Source organism: Acinetobacter terrestris (assembly GCF_004331155.1).
Taxonomy (GTDB): Bacteria; Pseudomonadota; Gammaproteobacteria; order Pseudomonadales; family Moraxellaceae; genus Acinetobacter; species Acinetobacter terrestris.
In genome coordinates this window covers 43,196-69,882 of sequence record NZ_SJNZ01000003.1, presented here as the reverse complement: position 1 = coordinate 69,882, position 26,687 = coordinate 43,196, and the positions used below count along the sequence as shown (strand labels likewise).

Genomic DNA, 26,687 nt, shown 5'->3' with positions numbered 1-26,687 from the left:
GGTTCAACAACAGGCTATTTAAAAAGTTATAACCTCCACTCATAAAAGACAAAAGTAAACTTAATGATGAAACTGACTCAAGCAGATTTTCAGGAACGTCGCGACCGCCTGGCAGAAGAAATGGGTCCGCACAGTATTGCGATTATTGCCACCAGTCCGGTTGCTATGCGTAACCGTGATGCAGATTATAAATTTCGTGCGGACAGCAGCTTTTTCTACCTGACGGGATTTGCAGAACCTGAAGCAGTGGCTGTCATTGAGACATTTGAGTCGATTGATGAAGGTTATACTTATAGCTTGTTCTGCCGTGAACGTAACCGTGAAATGGAAATATGGAACGGTTACCGTGCCGGTGTAGATGGTGCAGTAGAGGATTATGAGGCTGATGAAGCCTACGCGATCGATCTGTTAGATGAAGAAATTATCGAGAAATTGCTCGATAAACAGAAATTGTTCTATCGTATTGGTCAGCACGCTGATTTTGATGCGCGTGTAGCCAAGTGGATTGCTGAGGCCAACGGTGAATCACGTCGAGGTACCTCTGCACCTGCAAATGTGATTCAGCTGGATCGTATTTTAGATGAAATGCGTTTGCACAAATCCGAAAAAGAAATTAAGTTGATGCAACTTGCATCGAACATCAGTAGCGAAGCGCATACTCGTGCCATGCAAACTGTACGTCCGGGCATGATGGAATATGCACTTGAAGCTGAAATCAATTACATCTTCGGTAAAAATGGTTGTGTGCCTGCCTATAACAGCATTGTTGGTGGCGGAGCAAATGCCTGCATTCTGCATTATGTGGAAAATGACAAAGCGCTAAACGATGGGGATTTAGTCCTGATTGATGCAGCTTGTGAATATCAACTGTATGCATCGGACATTACCCGCACTTTTCCTGTCAATGGTAAATTTAGCCCTGAACAGAAAGCTTTATATGAAGTTATATTAAAAGCACAACTTGCAGCGATTGATGCCGTACGTATCGGCAATTCTTACAAAGAACCACATAATATTGCTGTTCGCATTATGGTTGAAGGCCTACTTGAACTTGGCTTAATGAAAGGCGACATTGATGACATTATCCGGACTGAGTCTTTCCGTCAGTTCTACATGCATGGTACGGGGCACTGGCTGGGTATGGACGTGCATGATGTCGGTTCATATAAAATTGATGGTGAATGGCGTGCCTATGAAGAAGGCATGGTCGTCACCGTTGAGCCGGGGCTTTACATTGCACCAGATGATGAAACAGTCGATGCGAAGTGGCGTGGTATTGGCATCCGTATTGAAGATGATGTGGTCGCAACTGCAAATGGTCCATTGGTACTGACCAAAAATGTTGTGAAAACGGTAGAGGACATCGAAATGTTAATGGCAAAAGCAAAAGTAGCCTAAGCGATTTTTTAGGATGAAAAGCCGGTCAGATGATCGGCTTTTTTATTATTTTATATTTACAATAAACTCCAAGAACTCTATCACGTGAACATGAAATGATTTCGTAAACTATCTACGCTGATTCAGCAGAACAGGGATTATTTTGAGTCCAAATATTATATGATAACTTTTTAAATCTCCTGCTTCGTGTCATTTCGAACATTATGGGCTGTGTTCATGCATAACATTAAATTTCAAAACTTTGTGGAAGCGGCTAAACAAGTTCTTGAATATCTTCATGAACACTTAGGTTTTGGCTTGTGGATGATCACCCGTGTCGAGGGCGAAAACTGGATTGTGTTACAGGCAGAAAATAAAAAATATAATGTTAAAGCGGGGGATGTATTTCGTTGGGCTGATTCATTTTGCTACCATATGGTACAAGGCAAAGCGCCAAATATTGCTCCATGTGCGAGTGATATTTCACTGTATGCATCAGCACCGATCAATCAAGATTTATTGATTAAATCTTATATTGGTCAGGCATTATTTAATGAAGATGGCTCTGTGTTTGGCACCATTTGCGCCATTGATACTGAAATTAAGCCCAATGATATTTTAAAAGCTGCGCCTTTGGTGGAGCTATTTGGCAGTTTATTAAGCTCTATCCTGCAAAGTGAATTACGTGAAAATCAGCAACGTCGATTACGTGAACGTTTTGAAGTGGAAGCTTTAACTGACGGGCTAACAGGATTATATAACCGTCGTGCCTGGAATCGTCTTGTTGAGGCAGAAGACGGCCGATGTCAGCGTTTTGGTTTGCCTGCGACAATTTTTAGTATCGATTTAAATGACTTGAAACAGGTCAATGACCAATTTGGTCATGAACAGGGTGATCATCTTATTCAGATGACAGCAGAACTGTTGTTGAAAACCACGCGAAGCAATGATGTGGTTTCGCGTTTAGGTGGTGATGAGTTTGCTATTTTATGCCCTGAAATGTCGCTGATCGATGCAGAAGCTTTGTCCAAGCGTCTTATTAATGTATTTTTAGAGAACAATATTCATGTTGCAATCGGTTATGCGACTCGACAATTAGATGCCGATTTACATGAAGTGTTTATTAAAGCGGATACAAATATGTATGAACATAAGCGGCAAATGAAGCTAGAAAACGCGACCGTTTAGGGACTCATACTGATATCAATAAATCTCAGTAAAAGCCGGTCAGTTGATCGGCTTTTTTATTTACGTTTATCTCGAATAACTTAAATAAAACTAACCAAGTTAAAATTTAAAGCTTAAAAATTGACACGAATTCAACATAGAAAATCGGTTTTTAGCATCAAAGCAACATATTAAATCTGCTTTGCTTCTCATACTTTCTCTGATCCTCAAATAAACTTAAACAAGAGCGGGAGAAAAATTATGAGATTAAATACTGTAGACTGGATTGCCTATGCTTTAACCATTATTGGTGGCATCAACTGGGGCTTAATTGGCGCATTTGATTTCAATTTGGTCGCTGCAATTTTTGGTGAAATGAGCACGCTATCTCGAATTATTTATATCTTGGTTGGTTTGTCTGCATTGTACCTGATCTATACAGGCACGAAATTAGGCAGAACGGTACATCATACGGACTCTCCAAATATTGTGCGTTAACAGCCTATGATCAAAGAGATAGAGTAATATAAATTCGCATGAGTCGATTGTTTGGCCATCCATATAATCGACTTATTTTGATGAGCTATAATTGCCCTAATCGATAAAAACGGAGCTTGAGCTCCGTTTTTTTATGGTGATGAAGTAGATGACGCATTAGAAAATAGAGGTGTACCGGTTGGATGTTTTGCATAAATCCAGCATTGAGTCCCCATCGCATCAATATATTTTTTCAAGGTCGAAACTTTTTAAAATCGAAGTTTTCAGCTCATTCATACGCTTTTAGGTGCTGAAATTAAGTACTGAAAATCATCTGAAATTTACCCATCTTCCTATATCACTTACAAGCAAAGTGCTAATTCATTATAAAAATAAAAATTTTTGAGCTAATATAAAATCAATCAAGATTAGACGTATCTAAACTTTGTAGATACCGCAGATAAGGATCAAAACATGCAACAAGAGGTCATCATTGTTGGTGGTGGTATGGTGGGGTTGAGCCTCGCTTTGATGTTAGCCAAAGCAAATATTGCAGTTAAACTGCTCGAAGCCATCAAATACCCAAATTATGATGATGCCAATCTTGCGCCGTATCACTCCAGTTTCGATGCGCGAAACAGCGCATTGTCACGCCGCAGCGTACAGATCTATCAAGAACTTGGACTTTGGAACGCCTTGCAAGAACATGCCACGCCTATTTTTGAAGTTCATATTACCGAACAAGGCAGTTTTGGTAAGGCTCGACTAAAAGCTGAACAAGAAAAGGTCGAAAGCTTTGGACAGGTGATTGAAAATGCCTGGCTCGGCCGTGTGCTACTCACAGAAGTCCGAAAACAGCCATTGATTGAACTCATTGCTGGCGTACAAGTCACTTCACTCAAGCAAGATGCTGATCAGGCCCATATTGAAGCTGTACGCGGTGAAGAAAACTTGTCTTTACAATCAAAACTGGTCATTGCTGCTGATGGTCGTGACTCTTTCTGCCGTAAAGCCTTGGGCGTTGGCGCAGATGAGCATGATTATGATCAAGTTGCCATTGTCACCACGGTACAAACCTCTAAGCCACATCATCATGTCGGTTTTGAGCGTTTTAGTCCGCTTGGGCCTTTGGCACTTTTACCTTTACCGGGGGAATACCGTCGTTCAGTGGTTTGGCCGGTAAAAAAAGGCACTGAAGCTGAATGGCTCGGTGAACAAAATGATCAACACTTTCTAGATGCCTTGCAGGAAACCTATGGTGACCGAGCAGGTAAATTCCAAAAAACCGGTCGCCGTTTTAGTTTTCCATTGTCACAAGTATTGGCAGAGAAACAAGCCATTGGCCGTGTGGTGCTGATGGGTAATGCGGCACACACGATTCACCCCGTTGCAGGACAGGGCTTTAACTTATGTATGCGTGATGCTTATGTCTTGGTGCGTTCGCTTAAAGAGCAATTATCCAAATCTGCAGATATTGGTGAGCCAAGCATGTTACTTGCTTACGAGCAGGCACGATTAACGGATCAGCAACGGGTGATCAAGTTCTGCGACACTGTGGTACGCGGTTTTAGTAACCAAAACCCGCTGCTTAAACTGGTCCGTAATACCGGATTACTTGCTTTTGACATGATTCCGGGCGTAAAGCCATTGGTGGCAAATTACGCAATGGGGTTAAAAGCATGAGTGATGTTTTAGATGTGCTAGATGTTGTGGTTATTGGCGGTGGCTTGGTTGGTGGTTTGACTGCATTGCTGCTGGCTCAAGGCGGTGTTCAGGCGACTGTACTCGATGCTGCACCAGTTTTAGATGAACAAAAAGTTCTTTCTGTGGCAAATCCACGTGTTTTGGCACTCAGCCAAGCCACCATTCATTTGCTCAAGACAGTGCATGTTTGGGAGACGCTTGCCCGCCAGATGCCCTATAGCGGTATGCAGGTGTGGAATAAAAATGGCTATGGTGAAATCAATTTTGGACAATCCAGCCAAAGTACACCCAGTGCTGAACATACTTTAGGTTCGATGGTGGAGCCGAGTGTTCTAAATCTGGCCATTCAGCAAAAAATGCTGGAACAGCTGCAAGATTACCGCACCCAAGTCAAAGTCACACGCATAGAACAAGGTGTGGGTGTTTGGCATATCCATCTGGCAGATGGCACGCAGCTTAAAACCAAACTGGTGATTGGTGCAGATGGTGCAAATTCATTTGTCCGTGAACAGGCCTTTATTGATCTGGATATCCTCGATTACAAGCAAGCAGGTTTGACTTGCGCCATTCGTACTGCACAGCCGCATCAACATGTAGCCCGCCAGATTTTCCTGGAAACCGGACCTTTGGCGTTTTTACCGATGGCCAGTTTAAAGGCAGAACAAGATGGCCATTGGCAATCCATTGTCTGGACCTTGCCTGATGATTATGCGGAAGAATATGCTGCTCTAGATGATGCCGCGTTTACTGCACTTTTAACCCGTGAAAGTCATCACATGCTGGGTGAGGTCTTGCAAGCTACACCACGGGCGCAGTTCCCGCTTAAAGCACGTGCTGCACAGCAATATGTGAAAGCGGGCTTGGCCCTGATTGGCGATGCTGCACATGTAATTCATCCGCTCGCTGGGCAAGGGGTCAATATTGGCTGTTTAGATGCGGCCATTTTATGTGATGCATTGCTGCATGATAAAAAGCGTGGCGTATGGGCACATGAACAAACCTTGCAGCGCTATGAACACCGTCGCAAAGGTCAAAATGATGCCATGATGCACAGCATGTCTGCGATTGGCTGGATGGAAACCACCGGACTTTTCCCTGTGGTTTGGGCGCGAAATTTTGGCTTAAAACAGGTTGAGCAACACACTGCCTTAAAAGATGCCTTTATGTCTCAAGCCAACGGATTGCAGGCCTTAAAAGACACTTGTTATGCAGTTTGAAACTGAACAGCTGCTTTTTGTACAAATATTCATATAAGTTTACTTTTTTGATTAAAAAAGATACGATTTTTTCGTATTTGCCTCTATGCGAAACGATCAGAGATTGCTAAATTTCTTCCTAATTCAAAACCAATTCACATTGGAACGATAGACGTCATTTGTGGGGAGAAATAGAGATGACAGATATGAATGATTACGATGAAGTAGAAGAAACTGCAGTCGATGAAGATGAAGCGAAAGCTGCTGAAAAAGGGGCATCTGACAGTGAACCTACGCCAACTGATGGTGATGTGGCTGAAGCAGAAACTTTAACCATCACTGCTAAACTCAAACAGCGTCAGGCTCTGGAAGATGAAGTTGCTGCGTTCCTTGCACGTGGTGGCCGCATTGTCGAAGTTCCAGCGGATGAGTCTGCTAAAGATTAATCATACCTTTACTCGGTTTTTGTAAGGGATAAAAAAAGCATCACTTCTGTGATGCTTTTTGAGTTTTTACTGGTTGATTTTTAATCTTTATGGGTGAGTTCCAAAGCACGTTGATAAGCCACTTTCTTTTTGATGCCTGTCAAATCTGCTGCCAATTGTGAAGCGGCTTTTACCGATAAATCCTGCAACAAGCGAGTCAATAACTGATCCAGTTTTTCTTGATCTAAATCTTTTTCTACTGTCGCGCCACCAATGACTAAAACAATTTCACCTTTTTGCTGGTTATGATCAGATTCAATTAATTGAATCAACTCGGCCAAAGTCATTTTCTTGATGGTTTCAAAGGTTTTGGTAATTTCACGGGCAAAACCCACCGGACGGTCTGCACCAAAAATATCGGCCATGTCTTTGACTGAATCTAAAATACGATGCGGTGCTTCATAAAAGATTAAAGTTTGCGTTTCATCTTTCAATTTTTCTAACTGAATTCGACGCTGGGACTGGCGCGAAGGCAGAAAACCTTCAAAGCTGAAACGGTCGCTTGGCAAACCGACGGAACTGAGCGCGGCAATTGCAGCACAGGCACCCGGTACAGGAACCACACGGATATTATGCTCTTGCGCGGCACGAACCAGCTTAAAACCCGGGTCACTAATCAGCGGTGTACCGGCGTCACTAATCAGGGCCATATTTTCGCCGTTCAGTAACCTCTGGATCAATATATCAATTTTGTTACTTTCATTATGCTCATGACACGCAGTCAGTGGAGTTGATATATTATGGTGCTTTAATAATTGAGCAGAAGTACGCGTATCTTCGGCCGCGATAATACTGACTGACTTTAAAACATCAATCGCACGATAAGTGATGTCATCTAAGTGCCCAATTGGGGTCGCTACAACAAATAACTGAGCACTCATAAGGTTTCTCCAATGTTGAATAATAAAAATAATTTGATGGGCTTGATGCTGTATTGCATTTTTAACCAGGCACAAGCCGAAGTATTGGTCATTTTACCTGAATCGGGTCCTATGGCGCGAGCCGGATTGAGCGTCAAACAGGGTTTTATGAGTGCTTATCAAGCATCAGACCAGAAAACCCCGATTAAATTTGTAAACTCGGATAAAAAACAAATTGCCCAGTTGCTAAAAATAAATGTCAATAAAAAAACCCAAATGGTGATTGGGCCTTTAGCGCGTAATGAGGTGGAAGGGTTAATTAAGAGTAAACCCAAAGTGCGTGTTCTGGCTTTAAATGAAGTGACGGATCAAGCAGACAATGTCTGGCAATTTAGCTTGTCCAAGAAAGATGATGCTTATGCGCTGAATCAAATTCTGCAGAAAGACAAAATTAAGCAACTGTATGTTTTTCGCCAGCCGGGGGCAGAAGTCGACAGTGAGCTTTTTCTCATGTCTTTGGTGTCACAAATGGATTATCCCTTAACTTTTGTTGAGGAAGTGCCTAAAAAGTTGAATAAAAAAAGCAGTTTATTGCTGCTCGGAAATAATCAATGGATCAATAGCCTGACCAAGCTGCCAAATAAAAATGTTTATGTACTGGCGAATGCTATTGAGCAGCAGCAACCAATCCCCAAAGGCGTGAAGTTTTGTGATGCACCTGCTTTATATGATCTGGCATGGCCGGATGTAATCAGGGCCTATCAACAAAATCCTGTTTCCATGCCGTATCAACGGCTACTGGCTTTTGGGGGTGATGCCTGGCATATTGCTCAGCAATATCTAGATGAACCGAATTTGAAAAGCATTGAATTTCAGGGGCGTACCGGGCTAATTCAAATCAGTAATAATCATATCCAGCGTATTCCACATTGTTTTGAGAGTACCCAAAAAGGTATTAAGACCTTGTAAAGGCAATGAATATGCGAGCAAATTTAAATTTAGGACAATGGGCGGAACAGCAGGCTTTGGAATTTTTACAGGCTCAGGGTTTCATGCTGATTGTCATGAATTATCATTGTCGATATGGGGAAATTGATCTGATTGTACAAAAAAATCAGGAATTGATCTTTGTGGAAGTGAAAGCACGCTCCGCGACTCAATATGCACAATCCTATGAAACAATTTCATTCTCCAAACAAAAGAAGATCATGAAATCTGCATTATGCTTTTTAAATACTCATCCACAATTCCAACATTTTTATTGTCGTTTTGATGTGATTTGTTTTGATTTTTTTCAACAATTTGCAAAAACAATACAGCAAGATTTTTCTAAATTCACTTATGATCAACAATGGATTGAAAATGCTTTTACTTTTGAGCAAGAGTTTATTAATCTTTGAACAAAATCAGAGCATAAATGCTGAAATAAAATAGAATTGAAATTAACGATTAGGAGTCTTGCTGAGTGTTTAACCGTATTGCAATGACGTTACTGTGTGTAGCAAGTTTATCTGGTTGTGCAAGTTTCATCTCTGGTGGCACAGGCGCCGCCCCGGTAGGAACAGAAAGTGGTGCTCGTTCACTTGGACAAGTATTTATCGATTCATCTATAGAACGTACCGCTAAAATTAATTTATATAAATTGGATGCACGTTTTAAGCAATCGCGCGTCAACATTGAAAGTTTCCATGGCAATGTTTTATTAACAGGCCAAGTGCCAGATGCCCATTTAAAGCAATTGGCTGAAGATAATGTGCGTGCGATGACCGATGTCAAAACTGTACATAATTATATTACCGTAGGCAATCAAATCGGTTATGCCACCATCATGCAAGATACTACGGTCACAGCCAACACACGTGGGCTGGTGATGAAAGCCGTGGTGGTATCGGATAGCAAACTTCGCATTCATACTGAAGATGGCATTTTATATGTAATGGGGCGTTTAAATAGTGCCGAGATTAACGATCTGAATCAGGTGCTTGAGCAAGTCGGTAATGTCACTAAAATCATTACCCTGATTGATAATGTTGAACAATCACGTGCAGTAACTTCAAGTTTTAGCAGTCCTGCGGTGTATGCACAACCCGTTGAACAAACCCCTGTAGCGATTGATCCAGACCAAGCTGAGCCTACGAATGCTCAATAATGTAACGCAAGTGGTCAAAACGAAACTGGAACAAAACCTTGCATTGGCGAAAATGTTTTACAAAGATTTTCGCCTTTACGATTTTGGTAGTTATGCCCTGAATCGTTTAACCCCTAAAAAAGGTTATTCGGTCGTTGAAAACATTGCTTATGGCTTAAGAGCACGACAACGCCTGGATATTTTTACTGCCGAAACACCACGTGAACAGCGTCCCTTAATTGTATTTGTACATGGCGGGGCGTGGTTACACGGGGATAAAAAAGATTACCGTTTTGTCGGTGAAGCCTTTGCAAAAGAGGGCTATGACGTAGCAGTAATCAATTATCATCTGGCACCCGAACATGTGTTTCCCAGCTATATTGATGACTTGAGTCTGGCATTAAATTATCTAAGCCAGCATCAAGCTAAACTGAATATTCGGACTGAAAAAATTGTGTTGATGGGACATTCAGCCGGTGCATTTAATGTCATGTCGGCGCTGTATCATCCAAAGCCGTATACCTTGCACTGCCGTGCCCAAATTCAAGCGATTATTGGATTGTCTGGGCCTTATCATTTTGATTATAAAGATGATCCTGTATGCGCCGATGCGTTTGATCAGAATATCCCTTATCAACATGTAATGCCCTATTATTTTATTGAACCGAACACGGTAAAACATTACCTGTTTCTGGCAGCCAATGATCAAATTGTCAGCCATACCAATTCAAGAGATTTGCATCGTATTCTGCAAGAAAAGGGCAACCATAGCCAGATGATTACCATTCCGGGTACCGGACACGTTTCGATTATGGGATCGGTTTCGAGTTTGTTTAGTCGCTATTTTCAGACCAAGAAACAAATTTTGACAGTTTTGGATGAAGCCCTAAAACCTTAACTTATAACCATTCACGGGTGTCATCTGCAACAGGATGACCTTCGGTAATGTGTTTAATCATGGCGTATGCAATGCTGCCTTTAAAAGGAATTTCGGGCAGTTGATCCAGTTTAAAAAACTGCGCATCGCTAATTTCTTCTTCCTGAAGCTTGATTTCTCCGGAAGCATATTCAGCACGGAAAGCCAGCATTAAATTGCTTGGAAAAGGCCAGGGTTGGCTGGCAAGATATTGAACATTTTTTACTTTTAAACCGACTTCTTCAAAAGTTTCACGGCGTACTGCTTCTTCTAAAGTTTCTCCAACTTCGACAAAACCGGCAATCAGACCATACATATTAGTTTTATTTTTCGCATTTTTAGCCAGCAGGATTTCATCATCACCCCGTGTAATGACCGTGATCACGCAAGGTTGTACCCGTGGATATTGGTGATAACGGCAAGCCGGGCAAATCATGGCATAGTCAGTTGGATGTGCTTGGGTCTGATGCCCACAGTGACTGCAGAATTTATGGTTTTTACGCCATTCAAGCAGCTGAATTGCGCGGCTGGCCTGTTCGAATTGCTTGGTATCCCAAAGCGTCAATAACTGACGGATAGGAACCAGTTGTAAGCCTTGAGGAATAGGTTCATCTTCGAGAAGATCACGGGCAATCACTTGATCACCCGTGTTGAAGTGAAGATCACTTGCCAAACGTTCTACTTGAGGCAGTTGAAAATTTTCATCTACTAACAGTTGATGTTGATGAAAGATATAAGCAAGTGATAATTCAGACATTAGGCTACAGTTTTCAGTTTTTCGCTACTTTGCAATGCTACATTAAACATCGACTGCAATACAGGCTGTTTGTATTTTAAATTGTCAATCATCATATCGGCACTGGCTAAAGTATCGAGGGTGTGATTGATTTGCTCAACACTAATTAATGTTGAACTTTCAACTTGCTGCTGAATAAAGTCTGCTGCGGTTTTTAAGGCAGTTTGACCTGCTTCAGCATTTAAGAACAACAGTGCACCACCAATTTCACGTAATTGGGTCGGCAAATTCTCTACAGTTGCCAAATTGTTGTCTTGTAAATATTGCATTAAGGTTTGGCTAGCAAGATCAATTACAGCTTTCGACTCATTCAGCAAAGCCGCATGCGCTTCATCTAAACGGTCTAAAGAGATATTCATGTTATGCACACGAAGCTGTAAACGGCTTGATGTATGATGACGCTCCAGTACGCCAATTGAATTCATCGCAGATAGAATGCAATTCATCAGCTGCTGTGCAAAACCTTCATCTTTTAGCACTTCCGCACTGCTGAGCAAGCTGGCCTGGCGCGACAAGTCATTAAAGGCTTCATTCAGATTTAACACTTTGAAAATATTAGCAAGACTGCGGAGCTTATCTTGTAATTCCTGGGTTTTTTCTGGGGTCATATTTTGATAGTTGTATTCGATGTCGTTGCGAATTTGTGTCATTTCCGTGGTTACAAGTTCACTAATCGTATGCATGGTATCAAAATCGGGACCATAAAGATGACGGCTGAATACCTGTAATTGTGTATCGGTCAGATGGTCTTCACCCAGATTAAGCTGGCTGCGGATATGCTCTGAAGTCTCGTCTTCCTGGCTAATGCACAGGCTTAAAATATTGGCCAAATCGGCCAGGCTTGGTTTGAAACGGTCTGGCGTGTTGAAGTATTGCGCCATATTGCGTTCAATGCTGACCAAAGTGCGTAAACGCGGATCGTTGAGAAGCAAATGATCAATCTGTTCAAATGCAACATGGACCAGATTCCAGTATTGCTTGCTGGGTGTATTCTCAGCAAGACCGGCTAAATATGTCCCGGTTAATTTAATCGCTTGCAGGTCAAATTCTGTTTCTTCCTGCTTAATCAGCTTGTTTAAAGACAGTTTATACAGGCGATGCACATATTTAGATTTCTCTAAACTCGGTGCTTTAGGCAGCTGAAAGTCAGGGGTAATAGAGTCAATCAATGACTCGATATGCTGACCTTCATGGGTAACGGGTTTACCCAAGACAATCTCAAGGCGATTCAGGGTATCGAGCAAGAATTGCGGAATTTTAACTTCACGCAAGCAAATAAATTCGATATAGCGCTTCATCATGGTGGTGCCTTCACTTAAGGCGATCACCTCCTGCGTGTTAATTTGCGCAGGATTCCCCATAATCTTGCGCATTAACTCGGCAGAATATTGAGCGATTTGAGCTAGGGTAGGTATATTAATCAGTGCCAGTACCTGGGCACATTGCTCAAATTGATTCAGTGCATCATCAATACCAAAAGGTAAGGTTTGATCTTCTGCTAAGCTGCTAACCGCTGATTCGACTAGTTTAATTGAGTTATCAACCTCATTTTTTATTATCAGTAATGCAGTTGGGTCAAAATGAATAGAGGTTTGGTAAGACATGGATCTGCACCTTTCCTAGTGTTTTATCTGTTTATGAGCAGCCTGTTTAAGGGCGAAACTTCTTTACATTCAACTATAACTTAACTGTTAAACGTTTAAATACAAAAAACCACTAGAAATGTAGATTTTATTTTGCAAAAAGACAAGCTGTTCCATGTTTTTCTTCAAATTCCTTGACCCATGTCTCATGTGCCTCAAGTTCCTGTTCTGAAGGCAAGATTACAGGAAGCTCGACTTGTACGCTTAGACGTGCTGTCTGGGCCTCTTGTTGTTCACTTTCGGTCAAGGTGTCCATGTCGAAGGAAACCTGACCACCGGTCATGGCTAAATAGACATCTGCCAGGATTTCAGCATCGAGTAAGGCACCGTGGAAAGTACGGTCGCGTTGTGGAATTTCATAACGGCGCACCAAGGCATCCAGGGAGTTTTTTTGCCCCGGATGTTTGCTTTTCGCCATGGCCAAGGTATCGGTAACTTCGCACACTTCAGACAAGGCCACAAAGCCCGCACGTTTGAACTCCATGTCCAGGAAGTTCATATCGAAGCTGGCGTTATGCGCAATAATTTCTGCACCTTTTAAGTACTCAAAAAGTACATCGGCAATTTCTGCATAAACGGGTTTATCTTGCAAGAATGCATCTGAAATACCATGGATGTTTTCAGAATCACCCACCGGCTTTTTCGGATTGATATAAATGTGAATCGAGCTGCCGGTCAGTTTACGGTTGACCATTTCAATGGCGCCGACCTCAATAATCCGGTCAGTGTCCTGGAAATAGAAACCGGTGGTTTCGGTATCCAGAATCAGCTGGCGTGGACCATGAACCTGCTTGGTTCGTGGCGTAATCGCAATATGTGGATGTTCTACATTGATTAGATCAGGCGCAGCATTTTCTATCATTTCATCTTGAACTTCAGCTTCATCATTTACATCTTCAGACTGAAGCATGTCTTGTTCTAAATTTTCTAATGCTTCGCTGTCATCCTGCAGATCAGATTCGATTAAATCGAAACCAAAAGGGTCATCTAGCAACCAGTCCTTTTCCACTTTTTTTTTATCTAAAACCGTCGCTTCTGCTGAGGGCTGTTCTGCTTTTAATGCTGGATTTTTCATGGCTTTTAAGGTTTGGTCTGCACCCAAGTTGGCAAGCTGATCTGCCATTTCATTGCCCGGATGTCCGGCATGACCTTTAATCCAGTTCCATTCAATTTCGCGGCCCTGGCAGGTTGCATCCAGTAGTTTCCACAGGTCTGGATTTTTAACATCTTTCCAGTTTTTCTTTTTCCAGCCATGAATCCACTCGGTAATCCCTTGTTTTACATAGTTGGAATCGGTCCAGATAATCAGTTTGGCATCGCTGGGGCAGAATTTAATCCCTTCAATTGCCGCGCTGAGTTCCATGCGGTTGTTGGTGGTGTCCGGTACGCCGCCATACAGTTTATGCTCTTCAGTTTCAGTAATGACATATGCACCCCAACCGCCTAAACCTGGATTGCCACGACAAGCGCCATCGACATAGAGTGTGATTGTTTGAGCCATATAAACCAAATCCGAACGAGTGAGAGTCAAATTGAAGCATGTGAATGGTGTATTGTATAACGCAAATGTGCTTTTGAACTGTATAACATGCTTATTTTTTAATTTCTTGTAACATTTACAGTGAAATCGCGCTAAATTAATCTCTTGTGTCAGCGACATGCTTCACTACAATGGCATATCTAAAAAATAAATTTTATACGAGTTGTCTGGATTTTCTTTATGTATAAACCAACCGCGATTTTGTGGCAGCCTTTGTTACCCAATTTTTTTAAAATTACAGTATTGGGCTCAGCTTTAGCTGCGCTAGGTTTGACGGGTTGTTCCTCGAGCCAAAGTGCAACGCATGGATCAAAATCGAAACTGGTGGGTTCTGCATATCTGGACGCCAACAGCTTGGACTCTTTGGAAGATTTGCTCTCTGCAACAGATATGCGCGCGGTAGAAGGCGATCGTCTGCTCATTTTAAAACATGGTGATGTCTGGAAACGCATGACCGTCGGTTTTAAAATGGATCAAACCCATTGGGACTCTCGTATTGAAGCCCAGCGCGGCTGGTTTATTTCACGTCAGCCGTATTTGGACCGTTTGAGTGCACGTGCTTCACGTTATCTTTATCACACCGTGAAAGAAGCAGAGCGTCGTGGCTTGCCGACTGAACTGGCTTTGTTGCCGATTATTGAAAGTTCCTATGACCCTGCAGCAACCAGTAGTGCAGCAGCAGCAGGGATGTGGCAATTCATTCCAAGTACCGGACGTATTTATGGTTTAAAACAAACCAGTTTATATGATGGTCGCCGTGATGTGGTTGAATCGACACGTGCAGCGTATGAATTTTTAGGTGCATTGTACAATCAGTTTGGCTCGTGGGAACTGGCTTTGGCGGCATACAATGCAGGTCCGGGGCGTATCCAGCAAGCGATTAACCGGAATAAGGCAGCGGGTTTGCCGACCGATTACTGGTCACTGAAACTGCCACAGGAAACCATGAACTATGTGCCACGTTTCCTGGCAGTTGCACAAATTATTAAAAATCCGGCTGCATATGGAGTGTCTTTACCTCCAATTGCCAATCGTCCGCACTTTAGAGAAGTGCCAGTTGGACCGGTGAGCCTGAATGAAATTGCCTCAATTACTGGCTTAAGCCGTGCTGAGTTATATCAGTTAAATCCAGGGCACCGCGGCGATCGTATTGATAGCGAAAGCCCAATGCGGATTATTATTCCTGCAGATTTAAGCCCATCAATTGATGCTCGAATTAAAAAACTATCACCAAATTCAGGTGGTTTATGGGCAAATACGGCAAAACCTTTTACCCCGGAAAAGTCTAATCCGCCTGAATTAAATACCCGGGTGATGAGTCCGGTAAAAACGGCACCTCCAGTATTAACCACAACGACTACAAAAAATTCTCAAACAACAGCAGCAGTTAAACCTGCCAATCCTGTAACGACAACCCAAGCCTCCAATTCGCGTACATCTACACCGCAAGGTTCAGCAGCGTTGGCATCGTTTGCAGCGAATAGTGATATTCCAAGTGCGCCACGTATTCCAGTTGCTGTAACTCAAGTCGCAAATGTTAAGCCGGTAACAGTTGAGCCGCCTTTATCTACGGTTGAGCGTGAGCAAATTTTGGCGGCAGTAAAAGCTGAAGGTGCCAATAAAACAGTCGAGCAGGTGCTACAACCGGTCGCAAGCAAGGCTGAACAGGACAAAGTGGTTGCGGAACTGAAAGCCCTTGCACCGCAAGGCACAGAAATTACCGATCCTTTTGACGGTAAAATTAAACTCACTGCGATTCAAACCAGTCAGTCTGTGGCAGAGCAACAAGGTAAAGAGCTGACCAAAGGTTTCTCTTATCCTAAAGGGGTAGCTGAAAATACCAAAGCTGATTCTGACGAAGCAAGACGTAACCAGGGCAAAAACTACCTGAAGACCGATTCAGAAGTTGTGGTGGTCGCGCCTAAAGGAAAACGCAGTACTTATACCGTTCTTCCGGGTGATACCTTAACCGTTATTGCAATGAAAAATGGCTTGAACTGGCGTGATGTGGCGAAGTGGAATCAGATCGATCCAAATTCACCGCTGTATGTAGGAACCAGTATTTATCTATACGATGCTAAACCGCAAAGTACAGAAACATCTGCAACGACCAAGGCAAAAACACAACCTGAAACTTATGTGGTTCAAGCCAATGACAGTTTGACTGGACTGGCTAGCCAGTTTGGCCTGTCGGTGAAACAACTTGCAGACTACAATAATTTATCCGTCAGCAGCGGTTTGCGTGTAGGGCAAAAACTGTCCTTAAAAGAAACGGCTCAAAGCAATTCTAATACTGCGGATAACAAGACCAATAACGCAACACAAGCCGCTAAAGTGAAAACCAAGTCCTATGTGGTCAAGCGCGGCGAATATTTAAAACTGATTGCTGATCGTTATGCCTTGTCTAATCAGGAACTGGCGGATTTAACCACGGGTTTAACTTCGGGCAGCAGTTTAATGGTGGGGCAAAAAATTAATGTGCCATTACATGAAGTCGAAAACAAGCTAGAGACCAAGCAGGAAGAAAAAGCCACTGCTGTTAAAGCAGAAACGGCAGTTCCAGAAGCTTCCTATAAAACTGAAAATTATCGGGTACAGCGTGGTGATACCTTATCCAGTATTGCTGCACAGTCGAAAATTTCTTTAACTGAATTGGCCCAGCTTAATAAATTATCCAACAGCAGCGGTTTACAGGTGGGTCAAACCCTTAAAATCCCTACAGGTTCAACTGTTCCTGAAAGTTATACCGTGCAATCTGGCGACAGTTTGTCGGCTATTTCGGCCAAATATAATTTGGGCATGGATTATATTGCCAATATTAACGGCATTAGCCGTAATACAGGCTTGCGTGTTGGACAGCGTTTAAAACTCAGTGGTGAAGCTGAACCTGCAGTTCAGCCTGTAAATGAAACAGTCATCGACAAGACTGAAAGAGCAGTTAAAGGCGTGAAGCCAAGTGTGCACGTGGTGAAATCAGGTGAGACTTTAAGTTCGATTGCACGTCAGCATTATCTACAGCTACAGTACTTGGCCGATCTCAATCAGATTCGTACCAACAGCACTGTACGTGTTGGACAGCGGCTAAAAATCAGTTTACCGCCTGAAATTGAAGAAAGAGCGAACAGTATTCGTCCTGTCGCTGCAAGTCAGATAGAAACCAAATCTTCATCTCCTAAAGGCACTGATAGCTATACGGTAAAATCAGGTGAGTCTTTAAATGCAATTGCGAATCGGGTAGGGGTATCGGTTGCAGAACTGGCAAGCATGAATAAACTCAGTAGCAGTGCCGGTTTACGCGTGGGTCAAAAGATTGTGCTTCCTAAAATAGTCATAGAATACAAAATCAAGCGCGGTGATACCCTGATCGGTTTAGCTAACCGTTATGGACTGGATACAGATAAACTGGCGGAAATGAACGCGATTCAACCCAATACTCAATTACGTATTGGTGATGTGATTAAAGTGCCGAACTTATAATTATAGGCAAAGACAGGGAGTCATTTTAGATGTCATTTGCTCTAGCAAAACACTTGAGTTTTGCCTGCGGGGTTAGTCTTTTGATGCAAGGGCTGTGGGCTGCTGTGCAGACCACGCCTTATATTGCGGTACATAGCCAGCCGAAATATGCTGGCTTAGCCGTCATGCCTTATGCAAATGCCCATGCCCCCAAAGGGGGTTATTTAAGTACCGCAAGTAATGGCACATTCGATAACCTGAATAGTATGAATGGCAAAGGCAGCTCAACCGATGGTGTGGAATATCTGTTTGACTCGCTGATGTCGAATTCGCTGGATGAGCCGGGGGTGATGTATCCCTTGCTGGCGGAGAAAGTGACTTATGATCCCAAACAAACCAAATATGTCATTTTCCATTTAAATCCCAAAGCACGCTTTAGTGATGGCAGTGCGGTGACTGCCGAAGATGTGAAATTCAGTTTTGATGCTTATCAGACCAAGTCTAATCCGGGTTTGCAGATGTATCTGGCGGATTTGGATAAAACCGAAGTGTTGTCCAAATATGCGGTCAAGATGAGTTTTAAGTCTGACAATAATGCTGAAATGCCGCTGATCTTGTCGCAAATGCCGATTTATTCAAAACGCGATTGGCAGAACAAAGATTTCACCCGGGTCACCATGCAACCGATTCTAGGTTCAGGGCCGTATCTGATTGATCGCATTGATGCCGGTCGCAGTGTTACCTATAAGCGTAACCCGAATTATTGGGCTAAAGATTTACCGGTCAATAAAGGGCGTTATAACTTTGACCGTTTGAAGTATGTTTATTACCGCAGTCTGGATATTGCTTTTGAGGGTTTTAAGTCGGGTCAATATACCCTGCATGAAGAGTTTACTGCGCGTAAATGGGTCACGGAATATCATTTTCCTGCGGTAAAAACAGGGATGGTGGTGAAATACAAGTTTCAGCACAACAACCCGATTCCGACACAAAGTTTTGTCTTTAATACCCGCCGTGCACCTTTTCAAGACATCAAATTCCGCCAAGCCATTAGCTATGCCTACGATTTTGAATGGCAAAACAAGGCGCTATTTTATGGGCAATATCGACGCTTACAGAGTTACTTTGCCAATAGTGAACTGGAAGCCAAAAGTGTTCCAAATAGTGCAGAACTGGCAATTTTAAAACCGTATTTATCTAAATTAACTCCAATTCAACGTCAGGGTGTTTTAAAGGACTGGAAATATCCAGTTTCTGATGCCAGTGGTTTTAATCGGAGTAATTTGCTGACTGCACGCCAGTTACTGATCAAGGCAGGCTATACCTTTAAGGATGGCCGTTTGCTGGATACCAAAGGCAAGCCGATTCGGATTGAATTTTTAATTCATCAAGATGGTTTACAACGCACGCTGATGCCGTTTATACGCAATATGAAACGTCTGGGTGTGGATGTTGCCATTCGCCATGTGGATGTGCCGCAGTACATTGAACGTATGCGCAGCAAGGACTTCGACATGACCACCAATGTGATGCCGCAATCACTCAATCCGGGCAATGAACAGGCACAGTTCTGGGGTAGCGCATCGGCAGATCAGCCGGGCAATTATAATTATGCCGGCATCAAAAATCCGGTGATTGATGAGGTGATCCAGCAGATCATCCGTGCGCCTGATCGTGAGCAATTGGTCATCAGAACCAAGGTGCTGGATCGTTTATTGCGTGCCGGCTATTATCAAATTCCGACCTATGGTAAAGGTGAAAACTGGTTTGCCTACTGGAACATGTATCATCAACCCAAGGTTAAACCCAAGCTTTCAACAGGAATTGACTATTGGTGGAGTGATGCCGGACAAGCCAAAAAAGTCACCCATTATTTAGGTCAACAATAAGCAAGAGCAAAGGCACAAGGAATGTCATTTCGATGGGCATATATATACTAAAAAGACTGCTGCTGATTATTCCGACACTGTTTTTCATTTTATTGATTAACTTTGTGGTGATTCAAATCGCACCCGGGGGTCCTGTCGAGCAAGCCATTCAACAGGCGGAAGCTTTTCAGGGCATGGGCGCCACGGGAGGTGAAACCGCGTCAGCTAAAAGCAATTATCAGGGTGCAAAAGGCTTGAGCGAAGAAATGGTCGAGAAGATCAAGGCGCAATATGGTTTTGATCAGCCGGCACCCGAACGCTTCTGGATGATGCTGAAAAGTTATGTGACTTTTGATTTTGGCACCAGTTTTTTTAAAGATAAGCCTGTGACCCAGTTGCTCTGGGAAAAAATGCCGGTGTCCTTGTCATTGGGACTATGGAGCACTTTGCTGATTTATCTGGTCTCTATTCCTTTAGGCATTAAAAAAGCCCGGCAACATGGCATGCTGTTTGATAAATCCACCTCCATGCTATTGGCGATTGGTTATGCCGTACCGTCTTTTGTCTTTGCCGTTTTGCTGATTGTGTTTTTTGCTGGCGGTTCATATTTTCAGTGGTTCCCACTACAGGGACTGGTTTCAGAAAACTTTAGTGAACTGAGCTTATTAGGCAAAATTAAAGATTATTTCTGGCATATGACCTTGCCTTTGCTTGCGATGGTGATTGGCGGTTTTGCCAGCCTTACCTATTTAACCAAATATTCGTTTATGGAAGAGTTGAGCAAGCAGTATGTGCTGGCGGCACGTTCTAAAGGCTTAACCGAATCAAGGGTGTTATATGGTCATGTCTTTCGTAATGCGATGCTGATTGTGATTGCAGGTCTGCCTGAAGCCCTGATCGGCATTTTCTTTGTCGGCAACCTGTTTATTGAAATCATTTTCAATCTGGATGGTTTGGGATTGCTTGGTTTTGAAGCGATACAACAGCGCGACTATCCTGTGATTTTTGGAACATTGTTCCTGTTTACCTTGCTGGGTTTGATTCTGCGTTTAATCAGCGATGTGTTGTATCAGGTGATTGACCCGCGTATTAATTTTGATTCGCGAGGTGTTGAATAATGTCACCTTTAATGCAGACACGCCTGAAACGTTTTAAGGAAAACAAGCTCGGTTTTGGCTGCTTAATCGTCTTTGCCGTGATCTTGGTTTTATCGCTTGCTTCTGAACTAATCGCCAACGATAAACCGCTTTTGGTGAGCTACGATGATTCACTTTATCTGCCGGTTTTTAAATCCTATCCGGAAACGGCTTTTGGCGGGGTATTCGAAACCGAAGCAGATTATAAAGATCCAGTGGTACAGCAGCTCATTAACGATAAAGGCTGGGCAGTCTGGCCACTGATTAAATATTCCTACCAGACACCGAATCTGGAACTGGCGGTTCCTGTGCCTTCTGCACCGACTTCACAAAACTGGCTCGGCACCGATGACCAAGGGCGTGATGTACTGGCGCGTATCCTCTATGGTTTGCGCGTATCGCTGCTGTTTGGATTTGCTTTAACCATTGCTTCAGCCATTCTAGGAATCGCTGTCGGGGCGGTTCAGGGCTATTATGGTGGATGGATTGATTTGCTCGGTCAGCGGATTTTAGAAGTGTGGGGTGGTCTGCCGATGCTATTCATGGTGATGATTCTGGTCAGCATGTTTACCCCGAACGTCTACTGGCTGTTTCTCATCATGCTGCTGTTCGGCTGGACCACTTTGGTGGGATTGGTTCGTGCTGAATTTTTAAAGGCACGTAACCTGGATTATGTTCGAGCCGCACGCAGTTTAGGGGTGGAAGATCGAACCATTATGTTTCGGCATATCTTGCCCAATGCCATGAGTTCCAGTTTGTCGCAGCTACCTTTTATGCTGACGGCCAATATCACCGCACTGACTGCCTTAGATTTCTTGGGTTATGGTTTACCGCCAGATGCCGCATCTTTGGGTGAATTGTTATTGCAAGGCAAATCCAACCTGAATTCACCGTGGCTGGCGCTCTCTGGCTTCTTTACCTTGGCCATTGTCTTATCTTTATTGATTTATATCGGGGAGGCGACACGTGATGCATTCGATCCAAGACGCCAATAATCCAGAAGTGGTATTAACTGTAGAACATTTAAATATTCAGCATGAACAGCAGGTTCTGGTGGATGACCTGAACTTTAAGCTGCATGCAGGTGAAACCATTGCCATTGTCGGTGAAAGCGGTTCAGGCAAATCGATCAGCAGTCTGGCTTTACTTGGGCTTTTGCCAAGTACCTTAAAAATAAAAGGTCAGGCTAGGCTGGGGCAACACGATTTATTGACAATCAAAACTGAGCAGCTGAGACAAGTTCGTGGCCAGAAAATTGCCATGATTTTTCAGGAACCGATGACGGCTTTAAATCCACTCCATCGGGTGGAAAAAATTATTGGCGAAACTTTGTTGCTGCAAGGCTGGTCAAAGCAAAAGACTCAGGCACGCATTATCGAATTGCTGAATGATGTCGGGATTGGCGAGCCTGAAGATAAATTACGCCGTTATCCGCATGAGCTTTCTGGTGGACAGCGTCAACGGGTGATGATTGCCATGGCCTTGGCTTTAGATCCGGATATTCTGATTGCCGATGAGCCAACCACCGCTTTGGATGTGACTTTGCAGGCACAAATCTTACATCTGCTTAAATCATTACAACAAAGCCGAAATATGGCCATGATTCTAATCAGCCATGATTTAAATCTGGTGCATCGCTATGCCGATCAGGTGATTGTAATGAATAAAGGTATGGTTGAAGAACAGGGTAGCGTTACAGAAATTTTTAAAAACCCGAAACAAGCCTATACCCGGGATTTACTGAATCATGATTTTGGTGAAGCCATTCAAATTGCAGAGCGTCCCAATATATTGGCTTTACACAATGTCGCGGTGAAGTTTCCCATTAAGCAAGGTTTGTTAAATCGGGTCAAAGACTACTTTATAGCGGTTGAACCCTTAGACTTAGCGTTGGCCCAAGGGGAATCGATTGGCATTGTCGGTGAAAGCGGTTCGGGTAAAAGCTCACTGGCCTTAGCGATTACCCGCCTGATTAAAAGTGACGGTGAAATTGTGCTGCTTGGCACAGATTTAAACCAGTGCAATGAAAAGCAGTTACGACCGTTACGTGCCGAATTTCAGATTGTATTCCAAGATCCGTTTAGCAGTTTAAATCCACGCTTGAATGTAGAACAAACCATTGGTGAGGGATTGGGCCTAAAAAAACTGGCTAGCGCGGAAATATCACAGCGGATTGATGAAGCCTTGGAAAAAGTCGAATTGCCGATCAGCTTTAGAACCCGTTATCCGCATGAACTTTCGGGTGGGCAGCGTCAGCGTGTAGCTTTGGCTCGCGCACTGGTATTACGGCCTAAGTTGCTTATTCTGGATGAACCGACCTCGGCACTGGATCGTACCACTCAGCGTGCGATTGTGAAATTGCTCAGACGCTTACAACAGGAACATCAGATCAGCTATGTATTTATCAGCCATGACTTGCAGGTGGTGAAAGCCCTATGTCAGAAAGTGCTGGTGTTACGTCGTGCTCAAGTCATGGAATTCCAGAGCACGGAACAATTATTTTTAAATCCACAAACTGAATATACCCGGCAACTGATTGAAGCAAGTCAGTATGTTTAAAATTACTGACAAGTCATATTGTCAGAATAGCCATTGACGGATTACAGAATAAGGTTAGGGTATTAACTCTAAATAAATACAAATAAACCAGGATTGAAATATGAGCCATCTTGCTGAAGCCATTTCCATTCGAAATATCACCTTTAAAAATAGAATTATCAAAGCCGCGATGAGTGAGGCTTTGGCAAATGATGCAGGTCAGCCCAGCCAGCTACATTTTAATCTGTATGAAGCCTGGGCCAAAGGTGGCTTGGGCTGCGCGATTACCGGCAATGTGATGGTGGATTTTCGTGCCAAAAACGAACCGGGCGTGGTGGTGATTGAGTCGGAACGTGATTTGGCGAAGCTACAGCAATGGGCAGAGATTGGTAAACAGCATGGCATGGTGCAACTGATTCAATTGTCCCATCCAGGCCGTCAGTGTCCTAAGGGCTTAAACAAGGAAACGGTTGCACCGTCGGCAGTTCCTTTTAGTCCAGTGCTTGCCACCACGTTTGGCACACCGCGTGAATTACGTGAAGATGAAATTCTCGACATTATCCAGCGTTTTGCCACTTCTGCTCAAATCTGTGAAAAAGCCGGTTTTGAAGGCGTACAGCTGCATGGTGCGCATGGTTATCTGATCAGCCAGTTTTTATCGCCCTTGACCAATAAGCGTCAGGATCAATGGGGCGGCTCGATTGAAAACCGCATGCGTTTCTTGCTGGAAATTTATAAGGCAGTCCGTGCGGCAACTTCGGATCAATTTATCATTTCGGTGAAATTGAATTCGGCAGATTTTCAGCGTGGCGGCATTACAGAAGATGAAGTCATTGCAGTGTTTAAAGCGATAGATGCAGCAGGAATTGACCTGATTGAAATTTCGGGCGGAACTTATGAAGCCCCGGCAATGGCTGGAGCAAAAGCAGATAAGCGTAAAGTCAGCACCATTGCCCGTGAAGCGTATTTCCTCGATTTTGCCGAGAACATTCGTAAACAAGTCAAATGTCATTTAATGGTGACAGGAGGTTTTCGTACAGTCGCAGGGATGAATGCAGCGCTGGATAGTGGTGCATGTGAATTTATCGGGATTGCCCGTCCGTTGGCGGTGGAAACCGATTTAACCGATCGCTTGATTGAAGGACAGGATGTGCGTTACGCAGTAGATAAAATTAAGACCGGTATCCCGATGGTCGATAAAATGGCGATTATGGAAATTATCTGGTACGCCGCACAGTTTAAAGAGATCGCGCAAGGCAAACGTCCCAATCCGAAACTGTCACCGCTAAAAGTGTTCTTGAAATATGCCACAGGCAATATTACCGCCATCATTAAAGGCCAGCTTAATTCACGTCGTAGTGCTTAAGCGGATTACCATGCTTTAGACCAATACAACTCAAACTCCAAAGCAGACCATTGTCCTTTTTCCGCTGCACGTTGAAAGGCTGGTCTGTTTTGGATTTGTTGTAAATAACATTGAATATGCTGTAGCGATTTAAATGCTGTATTGGATTGCGTACAAGCCAGTAGCGGAAACCATAATAAAAGATCTGCAATGCTAAAGTGATTGCCTGTTAAATAGATGTGGTTTTTTAGATGCTGATCAATCGCGAATAAATGTTGATTAAGCGCATGATTTAAATAACCACGATCGAAACCAAACTTTAGAAAACTACCAGAAGTAGCTGACGTTTCTTTCTAGGCCGTGCCTTGTGCTGCGAACAAAGCAGTGCTTTGTTCTTGCTCAGGCATAAAGGTCGCTTCAGCAAAATTTTTCCAATAATAATAGGACTGTATTTCTTGGCGAAAGAGCTGGGATATGCCTAAAGCATTCAATTGATGACTTAAGTACTCGGCAATTGCAGCTGTTTCAGATATTACAATGCTCTCTGCTGAATCATCATGAAAAATTTGTACCGTCGGAAATTTGAGTGAAGAAGGATGACTGGGTAATTTTTCCAATTCTTGAGTCGGGATGGGATGGTTACAATAGATCACTTCATAATCGAGATGTAATTCTTCTAATAGCCAGAGGATTCGTTGAGAGCGTGGATTGGTTTTGTGAAATAGGCGAATATGCATACGTTTAAGTTTATTATTTTACTGTTGTGGAAGTATAAAACAGAAAACTATTTTAGGTTCAAGAATCTTAAAAACAAAAAAGCCTGAGTCAAAATGCTCAGGCTTTTTTATGAGATTTTTCAATCTCGAATATGGCGACCCTACGGGGATTCGAACCCCGGTTACCGCCGTGAAAGGGCGATGTCCTAGGCCTCTAGACGATAGGGTCATCTATATGAATTGGCGTCCCCACGGGGATTCGAACCCCGGTTACCGCCGTGAAAGGGCGATGTCCTAGGCCTCTAGACGATGGGGACGTTTCAGAGGTGGGCGTATAATAGGGTGGATATTAATACCTGTCAAACCTTTTTCGGAGATAATCTTTAAAAACCCAATCAAGTGAATAAAAATAAAACAAATATGTGAAATATACTTTGAAATTCGCTATTTTTTGCATTTTAAGGCCTCCACAATGCTTTTGATGATCGCGGGATGCTGTAAATAGCCGCTAATGCTATGTGGATTGTTGGTGGGCGTTCTGATTGCCTGATTAATAATCGGTGGTTCAAAATTGAAGGGGGCATTACACAAAGGGAAGGCAGTTAAAAAATCATCAGGTGAATAAAAGTTGAACCAGTCGCCATAAAGCTGAGGTGGTCTGGAAATAGGGGTGACAAGTTTTTCCTGAATGACTTTAAATGCCAGAGGCGAGCCTAAAGTAATAAAGCGCTGAATTCTGAAATGCGGATATTGATGCAACAGGTTATAGGTAATGACCGACCCGAGTGAATGCGCGACAATAATATGATCCAGCTCTGGATGAAGATAAGACATGATCCGCTGATGAACTTCCTGCATAAAATCCGGGTTGGAGAGATATAAGTAAGTTTCAATTAAGAATTTATGAATTAATGTTTCATGCAGCTTGGGATAATGGTTGAGAAACAGAACCAGCTCTTTAAAGGCATGATCTCGGGTCAATTCTGTAAACACGGCCAGGCGCTGGGTCAGTGACTTGGCGTATGCTGGATTAAAATCCGGTAATGCGCTGACACAGGGATGAGGCTCCGGGGCGATGGTGCTGTTATGCCTTAAATGAAAGGGTAGATGTAAATGCGCAATAGACTTGGGTAATAAAGTATCTAAATCCAGGTTGTTATACAGTTTATGTTTGCTGAGTAAATCACCATAAAAGGGTAACTTGATATCCAGTGAGTTTAGTTCAAGATCGAGATGTGAATGATTTAAACCGGACTGAAAGGCATTTAACCAATGTTGTCTTAATGAATCTGCATCATAGCTTTGCTGATTCATGCCGTGAATAAAAATGATTTTCATA

The 26,687-nt window shown here is 43.1% G+C and carries 22 protein-coding genes, 2 tRNA genes and 1 pseudogene; 16 read left to right on the top strand and 9 right to left on the bottom strand.

Going from position 1 to position 26,687, the window contains the following annotated elements:
• Positions 1–66: 66 nt before the first annotated feature.
• The 6 genes from pepP to E0H81_RS02615 all read left to right on the top strand — a co-directional run bounded on the left by pepP (position 67) and on the right by E0H81_RS02615 (position 6,367).
• Positions 67–1,398 carry a Xaa-Pro aminopeptidase gene (pepP, locus tag E0H81_RS02640; RefSeq protein WP_165492583.1) on the top strand — a complete coding sequence of 444 codons (1,332 nt, stop codon included), beginning with the start codon at positions 67–69 and terminating at the stop codon, positions 1,396–1,398.
• 216 nt (positions 1,399–1,614) lie between these two features.
• Positions 1,615–2,565 carry a GGDEF domain-containing protein gene (locus tag E0H81_RS02635; RefSeq protein ID WP_131316311.1) on the top strand — a complete coding sequence of 317 codons (951 nt, stop codon included), beginning with the start codon at positions 1,615–1,617 and terminating at the stop codon, positions 2,563–2,565.
• 240 nt (positions 2,566–2,805) lie between these two features.
• Positions 2,806–3,042 (top strand): DUF378 domain-containing protein, encoded by a 237-nt coding sequence (locus E0H81_RS02630; RefSeq protein WP_131266712.1) that lies wholly within the window; start codon positions 2,806–2,808, stop codon positions 3,040–3,042.
• Between the two features lie 453 nt (positions 3,043–3,495).
• Positions 3,496–4,704, top strand: coding sequence for a 2-octaprenyl-6-methoxyphenyl hydroxylase (gene ubiH, locus E0H81_RS02625; protein WP_131316309.1), 1,209 nt, complete (start codon positions 3,496–3,498; stop codon positions 4,702–4,704).
• Positions 4,701–5,942, top strand: coding sequence for an FAD-dependent monooxygenase (locus E0H81_RS02620; protein ID WP_131316307.1), 1,242 nt, complete (start codon positions 4,701–4,703; stop codon positions 5,940–5,942). Before ubiH ends, E0H81_RS02620 begins: the two co-directional genes overlap by 4 nt.
• Before the next feature lie 176 nt (positions 5,943–6,118).
• Positions 6,119–6,367: a hypothetical protein gene (locus E0H81_RS02615; protein ID WP_131266706.1), complete on the top strand. Its 249-nt coding sequence runs from the start codon at positions 6,119–6,121 to the stop codon at positions 6,365–6,367.
• An 80-nt stretch (positions 6,368–6,447) separates the two neighbouring features.
• Here the strand turns inward: E0H81_RS02615 and rsmI are convergent, their stop codons facing one another.
• Complete coding sequence (gene rsmI / locus E0H81_RS02610) at positions 6,448–7,287, bottom strand: 16S rRNA (cytidine(1402)-2'-O)-methyltransferase (protein WP_131316305.1); 840 nt, start codon at positions 7,285–7,287, stop codon at positions 6,448–6,450.
• Positions 7,288–7,299: 12 nt separating this feature from the next.
• Here rsmI and E0H81_RS02605 point away from each other — a divergent pair, with 12 nt between their 5' ends.
• The 4 genes from E0H81_RS02605 to E0H81_RS02590 all read left to right on the top strand — a co-directional run bounded on the left by E0H81_RS02605 (position 7,300) and on the right by E0H81_RS02590 (position 10,292).
• Positions 7,300–8,235, top strand: a complete 936-nt coding sequence (locus tag E0H81_RS02605; RefSeq protein ID WP_131316303.1) for a penicillin-binding protein activator — start codon at positions 7,300–7,302, stop codon at positions 8,233–8,235.
• An 11-nt stretch (positions 8,236–8,246) separates the two neighbouring features.
• Positions 8,247–8,666, top strand: coding sequence for a YraN family protein (locus tag E0H81_RS02600; protein WP_131316301.1), 420 nt, complete (start codon positions 8,247–8,249; stop codon positions 8,664–8,666).
• A gap of 65 nt (positions 8,667–8,731) precedes the next feature.
• Positions 8,732–9,415: a BON domain-containing protein gene (locus tag E0H81_RS02595; protein ID WP_131316299.1), complete on the top strand. Its 684-nt coding sequence runs from the start codon at positions 8,732–8,734 to the stop codon at positions 9,413–9,415.
• On the top strand, positions 9,405–10,292 hold the full coding sequence (locus tag E0H81_RS02590) for an alpha/beta hydrolase (protein ID WP_131316297.1): 888 nt from the start codon (positions 9,405–9,407) through the stop codon (positions 10,290–10,292). Before E0H81_RS02595 ends, E0H81_RS02590 begins: the two co-directional genes overlap by 11 nt.
• A gap of 1 nt (position 10,293) precedes the next feature.
• Here E0H81_RS02590 and nudC read toward each other — a convergent pair whose 3' ends face one another.
• The 3 genes from nudC to dnaQ form a co-directional block, all read right to left on the bottom strand.
• Complete coding sequence (nudC, locus tag E0H81_RS02585) at positions 10,294–11,067, bottom strand: NAD(+) diphosphatase (protein WP_131316295.1); 774 nt, start codon at positions 11,065–11,067, stop codon at positions 10,294–10,296.
• Positions 11,067–12,710, bottom strand: a complete 1,644-nt coding sequence (locus E0H81_RS02580) for a chemotaxis protein (protein ID WP_131316293.1) — start codon at positions 12,708–12,710, stop codon at positions 11,067–11,069. The genes nudC and E0H81_RS02580 overlap by 1 nt, the downstream gene beginning before the upstream one ends.
• 127 nt (positions 12,711–12,837) lie before the next feature.
• Positions 12,838–14,250: a DNA polymerase III subunit epsilon gene (gene dnaQ, locus E0H81_RS02575; RefSeq protein ID WP_131316291.1), complete on the bottom strand. Its 1,413-nt coding sequence runs from the start codon at positions 14,248–14,250 to the stop codon at positions 12,838–12,840.
• Positions 14,251–14,469: 219 nt separating this feature from the next.
• On the opposite strand from dnaQ, the gene E0H81_RS02570 reads away from it, so the two are divergent.
• The 6 genes from E0H81_RS02570 to E0H81_RS02545 all read left to right on the top strand — a co-directional run bounded on the left by E0H81_RS02570 (position 14,470) and on the right by E0H81_RS02545 (position 24,653).
• Entirely contained in the window at positions 14,470–17,766 is a 3,297-nt protein-coding gene (locus E0H81_RS02570) for a LysM peptidoglycan-binding domain-containing protein (RefSeq protein ID WP_131316288.1), read from the top strand.
• Between the two features lie 29 nt (positions 17,767–17,795).
• Positions 17,796–19,634 carry an extracellular solute-binding protein gene (locus E0H81_RS02565; protein ID WP_131316286.1) on the top strand — a complete coding sequence of 613 codons (1,839 nt, stop codon included), beginning with the start codon at positions 17,796–17,798 and terminating at the stop codon, positions 19,632–19,634.
• A gap of 32 nt (positions 19,635–19,666) precedes the next feature.
• The gene (locus tag E0H81_RS02560) at positions 19,667–20,731 is read left to right on the top strand and encodes a microcin C ABC transporter permease YejB (RefSeq protein WP_131316284.1); all 1,065 of its coding nucleotides are present in this window, start codon (positions 19,667–19,669) and stop codon (positions 20,729–20,731) included.
• Positions 20,731–21,744, top strand: coding sequence for an ABC transporter permease (locus tag E0H81_RS02555; protein WP_131316282.1), 1,014 nt, complete (start codon positions 20,731–20,733; stop codon positions 21,742–21,744). The genes E0H81_RS02560 and E0H81_RS02555 overlap by 1 nt, the downstream gene beginning before the upstream one ends.
• Complete coding sequence (locus tag E0H81_RS02550) at positions 21,719–23,308, top strand: ABC transporter ATP-binding protein (RefSeq protein WP_131316496.1); 1,590 nt, start codon at positions 21,719–21,721, stop codon at positions 23,306–23,308. The genes E0H81_RS02555 and E0H81_RS02550 overlap by 26 nt, the downstream gene beginning before the upstream one ends.
• Positions 23,309–23,408: 100 nt before the next feature.
• Entirely contained in the window at positions 23,409–24,653 is a 1,245-nt protein-coding gene (locus E0H81_RS02545; protein WP_131316280.1) for an NADH:flavin oxidoreductase/NADH oxidase family protein, read from the top strand.
• 5 nt (positions 24,654–24,658) lie between these two features.
• Here E0H81_RS02545 and E0H81_RS16375 read toward each other — a convergent pair.
• From E0H81_RS16375 to E0H81_RS02520, 5 genes and pseudogenes are all read right to left on the bottom strand, one after another.
• A pseudogene (locus E0H81_RS16375) lies at positions 24,659–24,919 on the bottom strand (glutathione binding-like protein); the annotation flags it as partial.
• Positions 24,920–24,985: 66 nt separating this feature from the next.
• Entirely contained in the window at positions 24,986–25,369 is a 384-nt protein-coding gene (locus tag E0H81_RS02535; protein WP_131316278.1) for a glutathione S-transferase N-terminal domain-containing protein, read from the bottom strand.
• 132 nt (positions 25,370–25,501) lie between these two features.
• Positions 25,502–25,577, bottom strand: a tRNA-Glu gene (locus E0H81_RS02530).
• Between the two features lie 12 nt (positions 25,578–25,589).
• Positions 25,590–25,665: transfer RNA gene (locus E0H81_RS02525), tRNA-Glu, on the bottom strand.
• Between the two features lie 127 nt (positions 25,666–25,792).
• Positions 25,793–26,686 (bottom strand): alpha/beta fold hydrolase domain-containing protein, encoded by an 894-nt coding sequence (locus E0H81_RS02520; protein WP_131316276.1) that lies wholly within the window; start codon positions 26,684–26,686, stop codon positions 25,793–25,795.
• Between the last annotated feature and the right edge of the window lies 1 nt (position 26,687).

Coding starts and splice junctions, on each gene's coding strand:
- pepP (WP_165492583.1), top strand. CDS start 67: ATGAAACTGACTCAAGCAGATTTTCAGGAACGTCGCGACCGCCTGGCA.
- E0H81_RS02635 (WP_131316311.1), top strand. CDS start 1,615: ATGCATAACATTAAATTTCAAAACTTTGTGGAAGCGGCTAAACAAGTT.
- E0H81_RS02630 (WP_131266712.1), top strand. CDS start 2,806: ATGAGATTAAATACTGTAGACTGGATTGCCTATGCTTTAACCATTATT.
- ubiH (WP_131316309.1), top strand. CDS start 3,496: ATGCAACAAGAGGTCATCATTGTTGGTGGTGGTATGGTGGGGTTGAGC.
- E0H81_RS02620 (WP_131316307.1), top strand. CDS start 4,701: ATGAGTGATGTTTTAGATGTGCTAGATGTTGTGGTTATTGGCGGTGGC.
- E0H81_RS02615 (WP_131266706.1), top strand. CDS start 6,119: ATGACAGATATGAATGATTACGATGAAGTAGAAGAAACTGCAGTCGAT.
- rsmI (WP_131316305.1), bottom strand. CDS start 7,287: ATGAGTGCTCAGTTATTTGTTGTAGCGACCCCAATTGGGCACTTAGAT.
- E0H81_RS02605 (WP_131316303.1), top strand. CDS start 7,300: ATGTTGAATAATAAAAATAATTTGATGGGCTTGATGCTGTATTGCATT.
- E0H81_RS02600 (WP_131316301.1), top strand. CDS start 8,247: ATGCGAGCAAATTTAAATTTAGGACAATGGGCGGAACAGCAGGCTTTG.
- E0H81_RS02590 (WP_131316297.1), top strand. CDS start 9,405: ATGCTCAATAATGTAACGCAAGTGGTCAAAACGAAACTGGAACAAAAC.
- nudC (WP_131316295.1), bottom strand. CDS start 11,067: ATGTCTGAATTATCACTTGCTTATATCTTTCATCAACATCAACTGTTA.
- E0H81_RS02580 (WP_131316293.1), bottom strand. CDS start 12,710: ATGTCTTACCAAACCTCTATTCATTTTGACCCAACTGCATTACTGATA.
- dnaQ (WP_131316291.1), bottom strand. CDS start 14,250: ATGGCTCAAACAATCACACTCTATGTCGATGGCGCTTGTCGTGGCAAT.
- E0H81_RS02570 (WP_131316288.1), top strand. CDS start 14,470: ATGTATAAACCAACCGCGATTTTGTGGCAGCCTTTGTTACCCAATTTT.
- E0H81_RS02565 (WP_131316286.1), top strand. CDS start 17,796: ATGTCATTTGCTCTAGCAAAACACTTGAGTTTTGCCTGCGGGGTTAGT.
- E0H81_RS02560 (WP_131316284.1), top strand. CDS start 19,667: ATGGGCATATATATACTAAAAAGACTGCTGCTGATTATTCCGACACTG.
- E0H81_RS02555 (WP_131316282.1), top strand. CDS start 20,731: ATGTCACCTTTAATGCAGACACGCCTGAAACGTTTTAAGGAAAACAAG.
- E0H81_RS02550 (WP_131316496.1), top strand. CDS start 21,719: ATGCATTCGATCCAAGACGCCAATAATCCAGAAGTGGTATTAACTGTA.
- E0H81_RS02545 (WP_131316280.1), top strand. CDS start 23,409: ATGAGCCATCTTGCTGAAGCCATTTCCATTCGAAATATCACCTTTAAA.
- E0H81_RS02535 (WP_131316278.1), bottom strand. CDS start 25,369: ATGCATATTCGCCTATTTCACAAAACCAATCCACGCTCTCAACGAATC.
- E0H81_RS02520 (WP_131316276.1), bottom strand. CDS start 26,686: ATGAAAATCATTTTTATTCACGGCATGAATCAGCAAAGCTATGATGCA.